This window comes from uncultured Veillonella sp. (assembly GCF_934190855.1).
Taxonomy (GTDB): domain Bacteria; phylum Bacillota; class Negativicutes; order Veillonellales; family Veillonellaceae; genus Veillonella.
Genome location: NZ_CAKPTN010000076.1, coordinates 1 through 7,861, shown reverse-complemented (window position 1 = coordinate 7,861; position 7,861 = coordinate 1). Strand labels below are relative to the sequence as shown.

Genomic DNA, 7,861 nt, shown 5'->3' with positions numbered 1-7,861 from the left:
GTCAAGCACTGTCTCACTAACTTGATAGTATTCAGTAACTCCCCCTTTTTGTGCTACAAAATCTATTTCACCTTTAGCTAATTGACCTACATATACAGTATAGCCACGACGAATAAGTTCAAGAAAAACAATATTCTCTAAAATATGTCCTGTATCACGACTAGCATTCCCTACTAGTAAATTGCGCAATGTTACATCCACACTATAATACTTTGCATTAATACGTAATAACTCTTTTCCTCGTATATCGTAACGATTCACCTTATATAACAGCAGACTATCTTGTAATCCTTGTAAATATCGTTCTACCGTTTTATTATCAATTTTCCGACCAGCACTAACAAGAGAGTTGGCTGTTTTATTTGGTGAAAGTAGGCTACCAACATTTGCCATAATATATCGCACCATATCTTGCAAAATCGTGACATCATTAATCTTTAATCGAGCCACAACATCATGTAATAACAAGGTATTGTATAAACCTCGTAGATATTCTTGAATATCGAAGTCTTCGCCCCCTAATTGTTGTGTATAAGGGAACGAACTTTCACGAATGTAGGACTCATAAGCGGGAATCAAGGAATACTGATTGCCCTCATACTTGCTATAGTAAAATTCACTAAAGGACAATGGTAACATCTGAATTTCCACATATCGACCAGTCAAAAGTGTAGCAATATCAGATGACATAAAGTATGCATTGGATCCGGTGATATATAAATCTGTATTCTCTTTTACAAACAAGCTATCTACAACACGATGAAATTGATCTACATGTTGAATTTCATCAAGAAAGATATAGTTCATTCGATCTGGTTGCATCCGTTCTAAAATATATTGATACAACGCATGATAGTCTCGTAAATGCTCGTATTCCAATTCTTCAAAATTAATGGATATAATCTGTTTAGGCTTGATATTATCTGCCAATAGCTCATCTTTAAATAGCCTAAACAATGTAGATTTACCACAACGGCGTATGCCAGAAACGACCTTAATAATAGACCTCTCTCTATTACGCCTCAAAAAATCTAGATACCCATCACGCTGAATTAACTTCATAAGGGCCTCCTCATCTATGTATGTGCTCATAGATGGAACCCATGTATTAGTATTATCAGAAATCATATCGACCACACTATAACTTTGGATTCCATTCCAACTTTATATTAATTTTATCATAAAATTGGATTTCATTCCAAAGTTTATCTTTATTAACTATAAATCTGGATTAGATTCCCATTTCTAAATCAACATAAAAATCTATTACCGCTATTACTTTTATATAAAAAGCATTACTATCACTTATTGAGCTCCTTACACATAAAAGGTTACAATAATAGAAACTACAGATTCTTACAAATCCCTAATTATAGTCATACATCTACTAGGAGGCCCCATGGCAAATACAGAAACGACTATCAATGCCGTTGTTAATCCCCGAAACAACGATACACCTATAGACATAGAGAAAACGATTAAGGCCTTAGAACGCAATAAATTCGTGGCCCATTATTTTGAAACGGGCGCCGAAGCCGTTGCGTATTTACAATCTCGCATTCAAAACAAACGCATAGCCATCGGTGATTCCCACACCCTATTAGAACTCAAGGCTTATGAGGCCTTACGTGAGGTCAACGAGGATGTGACAGACATTCAGCGACCGTTAGAAGGTGAAAGTTTCCGCGACACTGCATTACGCACCATGGGTCGTGATGTATTTCTTACTTCTGTAAATGCAATATCCCAAACAGGGGAAATGGTCAATATTGACGGCACAGGAAATCGCGTGGCGGCTTCTTTATTCGGCTCCCAAGAGGTATTTTTTGTACTAGGCATTAACAAAATTACCCCTGATTTAGCATCAGCCATTTATCGAGCTCGCAATGTAGCAGCTCCGCTGAACAGCAAAAAGAATAAGAAAAGCTCACTCAACCCATGTACCAAATTAGAAGAAAAATGTTATGACTGCGGGTCACCAGATAGAATCTGTAATGCCTTAACGATTTACTATAAAAAGATGCGTAACATGCAAACCATGGAGGTTATCATCATCAATGAATCTTTAGGCTTCTAATGGTTTGAGGTCCATCGAGAAAATCTTGAATGCTCAGCTGTCCTAGTCCATTAACGACTCTATAAATCGTAGACCATCTAGGATCGATAGCACCGCTTTCAAGATCACTTATATAAGATTGAGCTAGACCTGATTTATCTGCTAGTTGATACTGTGTCATGCCCAATTGTCTACGCCAAAGCAAAATCAACACACCGAGTTTGTGAACTTCTTGTCGAATTTGTAAATCTCGACAACATACGATAGGATTCATAGCAACCTCTATCTACTTTCACACTCAACACATGCTTATGACCTAACTATAACGATTAACTGCGGCCGCTGACTAGTAGCAGTTGAAAAGTGATAACGTAAAAGCCTTAATAAAAACTAACATCCACATTAGTTCTATTAAGGCTTTTTTCTACGTCTATTAAGTTATGTATAATTTCATCAATTCGTGGAATTTTAGCATATCTAACAAGAATTAAGACTAAAAATACAGATATTACACTCAACAAATTTAGGTTTTATGAGCATTTATCGTGATTTCTATACATTATCCATACATTAGATGTAGCCTTGAATTCTAATAGCAAAAAGAGGACTATACCTAGTACAGCCCTCTTCGATTATCTCTATAAGATTATTCAGTAATGCTATCTTGTGCTTTTTTGATTTCCATGTATTTAACCATGCCATCAACAGCTTTTTTAGCTTCGCGCATTGCCAATACTACAGTAGCTGGTTTATGTACAACGTCACCGCCAGCGAATACGCCTTTACGGTTAGTCATGCCATATGGATCATCTGAAGTAATGATGTAGCCTTTTTCGTCTACTTTTAAGTTGTTACCTTCACCGATGAGACGCGCATTTGGTTTATGACCAGCAGCGATGATAATTTTATCAACAGGTAATACTTGGTAATTACCAGTGCCATGGATACCTGCACCATCTTCGTTGAGGGCCATCACTTCGTATTTGAAGCCTTCTACTTTGTCTTTACCTTCTACAGCGACTGGAGATGCGAACCATTGGAATTGAACACCTTCAGCACGTGCTTCTTCATATTCAGACAATAATGCTGGCATTTGTTCTTGGCTACGACGGTATGCTACAGTTACAGATTTACAACCTAAACGTACGCATGTACGAGCCGCATCCATCGCTACGTTACCACCACCGATGATGATGACACGATCGCCTTTTTTCACAGGAATGAGAGATTCATCAAGATCGCCATTTTCTACTAATTGAACGTTAGTCAACAAGTACATCGCTTGGAATACACCATGTATTTCATCGTTTTCCATGCGTACTTCTTGAGGAATATGCGTGCCAGTACCGATAAAGATGGAGTCAAAGCCTTCAGCGAAAAGCTCATCCAATGTTTTATCTTGACCGATAAATGTATTACATACGAATTTAACGCCTAAACCTTCAAGACGGGCGATTTCACGACGAACTACGGACTTGGATAAACGGAATTCTGGAATACCGAATAAAAGTACCCCACCTGGTTCAGATTGACCTTCAAAGACAGTTACATTGTAACCAAGTTTAGCCATGTCACCTGCTACGGACAAACCGGCAGGGCCAGAACCTACTACGGCTACATTGCCAAGATTTTGTTGGATTTTCTTAGGTTTGCGAAGTTCATTGATGCTTTCAAAGTCAGCAGCAAAGCGTTCCAATTTACCAATATTGATAGGCGGTTTTTTCGCCTTGTTCATGATACAGTTGCCTTCACATTGGTTTTCACGTGGACATACGCGACCACAAATGGATGGCAAATTTGTACGTTCCGCCAAAATATCGTTGGCTAAACCAAAGTTACCGTGTGCGATGGCTTGGATGAAACGAGGAATTTCGTTTTCAATAGGACAGCCCATTTGGCACAAAGGTCTTGGACAGTTCAGACAACGTTTCGCCTCGGCGAGCGCTTCCTCCATCGTATAATCCGCATCAAAATGTAGTGGTTTTAATTCGTTACTCATGGCACATGCCTCCTAACAAGGATCCAGTACTATACTTATACAGCGTTGCATGCACCTAAACATTCCGATGAGCCCTCTCACATAGGGATGCCGCCACATGCTGCTAACATTTATCTTTTGTAACCATTCGATAGACGTGTGGTCACTGGTCAGACACACACTATTCTATAGTATATTCTAAATTGTGAAAGTCGAAACCGTCAAGCAATTCTCACAGGTTGTGTATACGGATATAGGCCCTATTCATGCAAGGATTGCATAGAAAAGAACGATGTACAACCACCATTTTATAAGTATATATTTACATATACATCTATGCATGTATACTGATTATAGATAGAATAATTCATAGATTCTTAACAACTTTATAGGCACTAATACCTTAGCATACACATATAGAAGTTGATGGTACCAATCCAAGATATATGTTTATACGAGGTTTATTATGAATACACCAGAACGTGAGAGGTTCACTATGAACACCAAAGACTTTACTGAAAAATATTATATTGACCGCCGTGGTTCACACTCTAGAAAGTGGGACGGTCAACATTTGAAATTCAATTGCACCGACCTATTACCTCTATGGGTAGCAGACATGGACTTTATGCCACCACAATGTATGCAAGAGGCTATTTGTAACTATGTGAAAGCCAATCCTTTAGGCTACACTATGACAAATCCTACTTATCTAGAAGCTGTCATAAGTTGGTACAAACGTCGCCATAACTGTAGTCTAAAAAAGGACTGGCTCACCAGTGCACCCAATGTCATTACAGGACTCATGTGGTGTATCGGGGCTTTCACAAAACAAGACGACGCCATCGCCGTTCTAAGCCCTGTGTACGGCGCCTTTGATACGAGCGCTAGCGATGCTCACCGTCAAATCATCGCCGTTCCTATGAGTCGCGACGAAGATAATCGCTATACCGTAGATTACGAGGCCTTTGAAGGGGCTATCATCAAGCATGGTGTTACCTTGTTTATTCACTGCAATCCACATAATCCCGTAGGTCATATGTGGACTGAAAGCGAGATGGCTCAGCTATTTAGCATTTGTCAGCGTCACGGGGTGCTCATCATTAGCGACGAAATCCATCAAGACCTCATTACGGGACCGAGGACCTTTATGCCAGCATTAGCTGTATCTAACGGCGCCTACGCAGATAACATAATCTCCATGTCCTCCCTATCAAAATCATTTAATATGGCCAGCTTGCACCACGCTGAGGTCATCATCCCTAACGAGGAACTGCGAGGCCGTTATAATACCTTTAAAGGGCTTGTATACCATACTGATTCCGACGTTATTGCAGAAGCAGCCATCACCGCCACCTACACCCATCCAGAGGCTGAAATTTGGCTCTCCCAGTTGCTCGCCGTTGTGAGAGAAAACTATGACTATCTCTGCCAGAACTTGCTAGCTGCTTTGCCTAAACTTCGCATCAGCCCTATGGACGGCACCTATTTGGCGTGGATCGATTTTGGCGCCTATGTGAAAGCCGAAAATATGCACGATGTATTTGAACATCAATGTGGCATCGCCCCTAGCTTTGGCAAATGGTTCGGTGGTGAAAGCTACGCTACCTTTGTGCGGCTCAATTTAGCTACGAGCCTTGAAAATATTAAGACTGCTACTCATAATATGATTAAGCACATACACCCTTAATGGGTACCTCTTATTAGGAAATATATTAATCATATTAGGGAATTCATTTCGTACAAATTAAAGAGGCTGCTCTAGCATCATTCAATGTTAGAGTAGCCTCTTTCTGTTATAAGTTTATACTATTAGTTTTTACGACATGTCGATATTATGGTTCACACATGTTTATATTATAGTTTCATCATAATGCACTATAAGCATTACATAGAATTTTATTTAGTTCTTCCAAAGTGATCCTTAGCAAATTGCATATCTTGTACTAGTTCTAATGTGCCAAGGTAGTTATTGTTTTGATCGCGCACGGCCATATAGTTTACATAGAACGGGCGGCCTACCTTTTCAAGCCAAACTGCTACGTTATCGCGTTCACCATTGCGGAAGGACTCGATAATACCACGTACAATTGGCTCTACCTTTGGAGGATGGCAAGAGAACACATCTCTACCGATAGCTGTTGTAGGGCGTTTGAATACCTTTTCACCGTCGTTAAAATAACGGTTAATGTCCACATGGTCAACGAAAGTAATTTCCATAGGCATTGTGTTAAGCATAGCGTCTAATTGCTCTAGCGTTAAGCTGCCACCGATTAAAGCGATTGTATTGCTCTCATCACTTGTTGGTGCTTTAGCAGCTAATGCAGCTTCAGCCTCTGCCCAAGCAACGCGTTCTACGCCAAAGATTTCTTCGTATTGCTCAGTGTCTTTGTAGATTTGGTACCATTCTTCAGTGCTAAAGTTCTCTGCACAGATTGGGAACAAGATATTTTGTTCTTTGTAAATCATCTCTTGAGCCCGTGTGAGAAGGCCACCAAACTCTTCGTACCAAGCATCATCAATAGACGTAGCACGAGCTAGACGACCAAAGCCATCGCGAATATCGCCGTCAACAGTCCACATAACCATAGATGGACCAGAAATATCATAAGCTACTTTCAAATGAGGATATAAAAGATCGCCCTTCTTAGCGTAGTGAATGGACACTTGGCGCACTTCGTTTACATCATCTACTGTGGCAGTCTTATCAGCCACTTTCACCTTAAGAGCTTCGATCAACGCATCAAGTGCTTTATTTTCCTCTGTTAATCTGTTAATCGGATGACCTACTGTTTCCACCAAAGTCACAACACTTTTGCTCTTCTCTTGAGCCTCAAGTACAGCCTCTACCTTAGCATGTTCTGCATCCATTTGTTCATGGATAGTAGAACCGTGGAATAGTGCAGAGTGAAGGTCACATAATTGTTGAACCTCAGCCAATGGCGTACCTTCGCGCATAAGGCCTTGCTCAGCTTTCATGATTTCACTTGCCTCTACATGAGCAAATTGACTAGCAAAATCTTCACGAACAGCACCAAGGTCTTCACCTGTGCCTAAACGTTTCAAGAATCCTTTTAGCTGCTCTACGCGTTCACTATCTTGCACTGTATCTTGAACTGCATCTTGAACTGCATCGGCAGTTGTATTTTCGGAGTTTTCCTTAGCATTAGCGTCTGCAACGTTAGCAGATGCTTCCACAGAATTAGGCTTCACAACTGCAGTAGGTGCAGTAGGTGTAGCAGTTGCACTAGTAGGAGGCACGCTCGTACTTTCACCATCACCAGATAAGTTTGGCATTTCACCAGTTAACGTAAAACCAGCTTTCATGAAAGCACCTACGATATCCATCATAGATACGCCTTTCATCTTAGCCCCTTTCGGGATAGTCATGATTTTACCAACAGAGTTCAACATCACCTTATTTGTGATTTCGGTGAACCCTAATTCTTTCATAATATCTACTACTTCAGGATATTCTGTTACCAAATCATATACAGATTTGGATAAATCTAATTTCTTTTCCATTTTGATCCCCTCGTGTCAAAAATTTTCTATCATATACTAATTCATATGCCTATACGATACGTATAAGGCTATTCTACTATTATGTAACAGGTCTATATTCATAACCTATGACTCTATGATAAACGATATCGATTATTAAATCTGTATCCATGGCTATACTTTTGAAAGCAGTTCCTAAAATTTTTATAAAAACATGTAAGAATATCTCAAGATAAGGGAGCTCGTTCAATAAGACAACTAAGTACCTAGACATAAAAATAACGGATAGATGATAAATCCAGCCCCAATGTATGAGGAGATTA

6 protein-coding genes are annotated in these 7,861 nt (G+C 39.8%); 2 read left to right on the top strand and 4 right to left on the bottom strand.

Annotated elements, in window-relative coordinates; translation table 11 throughout:
- On the bottom strand, window positions 1–1,062 hold a 1,062-nt coding region (locus tag Q0F90_RS05650), incomplete at its 3' end, for an ATP-binding protein (protein ID WP_296004116.1).
- Between the two features lie 337 nt (window positions 1,063–1,399).
- On the opposite strand from Q0F90_RS05650, the gene Q0F90_RS05645 reads away from it, so the two are divergent.
- Window positions 1,400–2,077: a lactate utilization protein gene (locus Q0F90_RS05645; RefSeq protein ID WP_296004115.1), complete on the top strand. Its 678-nt coding sequence runs from the start codon at window positions 1,400–1,402 to the stop codon at window positions 2,075–2,077.
- Here Q0F90_RS05645 and Q0F90_RS05640 read toward each other — a convergent pair.
- Window positions 2,055–2,330 (bottom strand): helix-turn-helix domain-containing protein, encoded by a 276-nt coding sequence (locus Q0F90_RS05640; protein WP_296004114.1) that lies wholly within the window; start codon window positions 2,328–2,330, stop codon window positions 2,055–2,057. The genes Q0F90_RS05645 and Q0F90_RS05640 overlap by 23 nt on opposite strands.
- 372 nt (window positions 2,331–2,702) lie before the next feature.
- The gene (locus tag Q0F90_RS05635) at window positions 2,703–4,055 is read right to left on the bottom strand and encodes an NAD(P)-dependent oxidoreductase (protein WP_296004113.1); all 1,353 of its coding nucleotides are present in this window, start codon (window positions 4,053–4,055) and stop codon (window positions 2,703–2,705) included.
- 475 nt (window positions 4,056–4,530) lie between these two features.
- Here Q0F90_RS05635 and Q0F90_RS05630 point away from each other — a divergent pair, with 475 nt between their 5' ends.
- Window positions 4,531–5,724 (top strand): MalY/PatB family protein, encoded by a 1,194-nt coding sequence (locus Q0F90_RS05630; protein WP_296004117.1) that lies wholly within the window; start codon window positions 4,531–4,533, stop codon window positions 5,722–5,724.
- Between the two features lie 209 nt (window positions 5,725–5,933).
- Here the strand turns inward: Q0F90_RS05630 and Q0F90_RS05625 are convergent, their stop codons facing one another.
- A complete protein-coding gene (locus Q0F90_RS05625) occupies window positions 5,934–7,559 on the bottom strand; it encodes a DUF438 domain-containing protein (RefSeq protein ID WP_296004112.1) in 1,626 nt (541 codons plus the stop codon).
- Between the last annotated feature and the right edge of the window lie 302 nt (window positions 7,560–7,861).

What these genes read in the sequence shown, in the direction of transcription:
- Q0F90_RS05635 (WP_296004113.1), bottom strand. Translation starts at nt 4,055, where the DNA reads ATGAGTAACGAATTAAAACCACTACATTTTGATGCGGATTATACGATG.
- Q0F90_RS05625 (WP_296004112.1), bottom strand. Translation starts at nt 7,559, where the DNA reads ATGGAAAAGAAATTAGATTTATCCAAATCTGTATATGATTTGGTAACA.
- Q0F90_RS05630 (WP_296004117.1), top strand. Translation starts at nt 4,531, where the DNA reads ATGAACACCAAAGACTTTACTGAAAAATATTATATTGACCGCCGTGGT.
- Q0F90_RS05640 (WP_296004114.1), bottom strand. Translation starts at nt 2,330, where the DNA reads ATGAATCCTATCGTATGTTGTCGAGATTTACAAATTCGACAAGAAGTT.
- Q0F90_RS05645 (WP_296004115.1), top strand. Translation starts at nt 1,400, where the DNA reads ATGGCAAATACAGAAACGACTATCAATGCCGTTGTTAATCCCCGAAAC.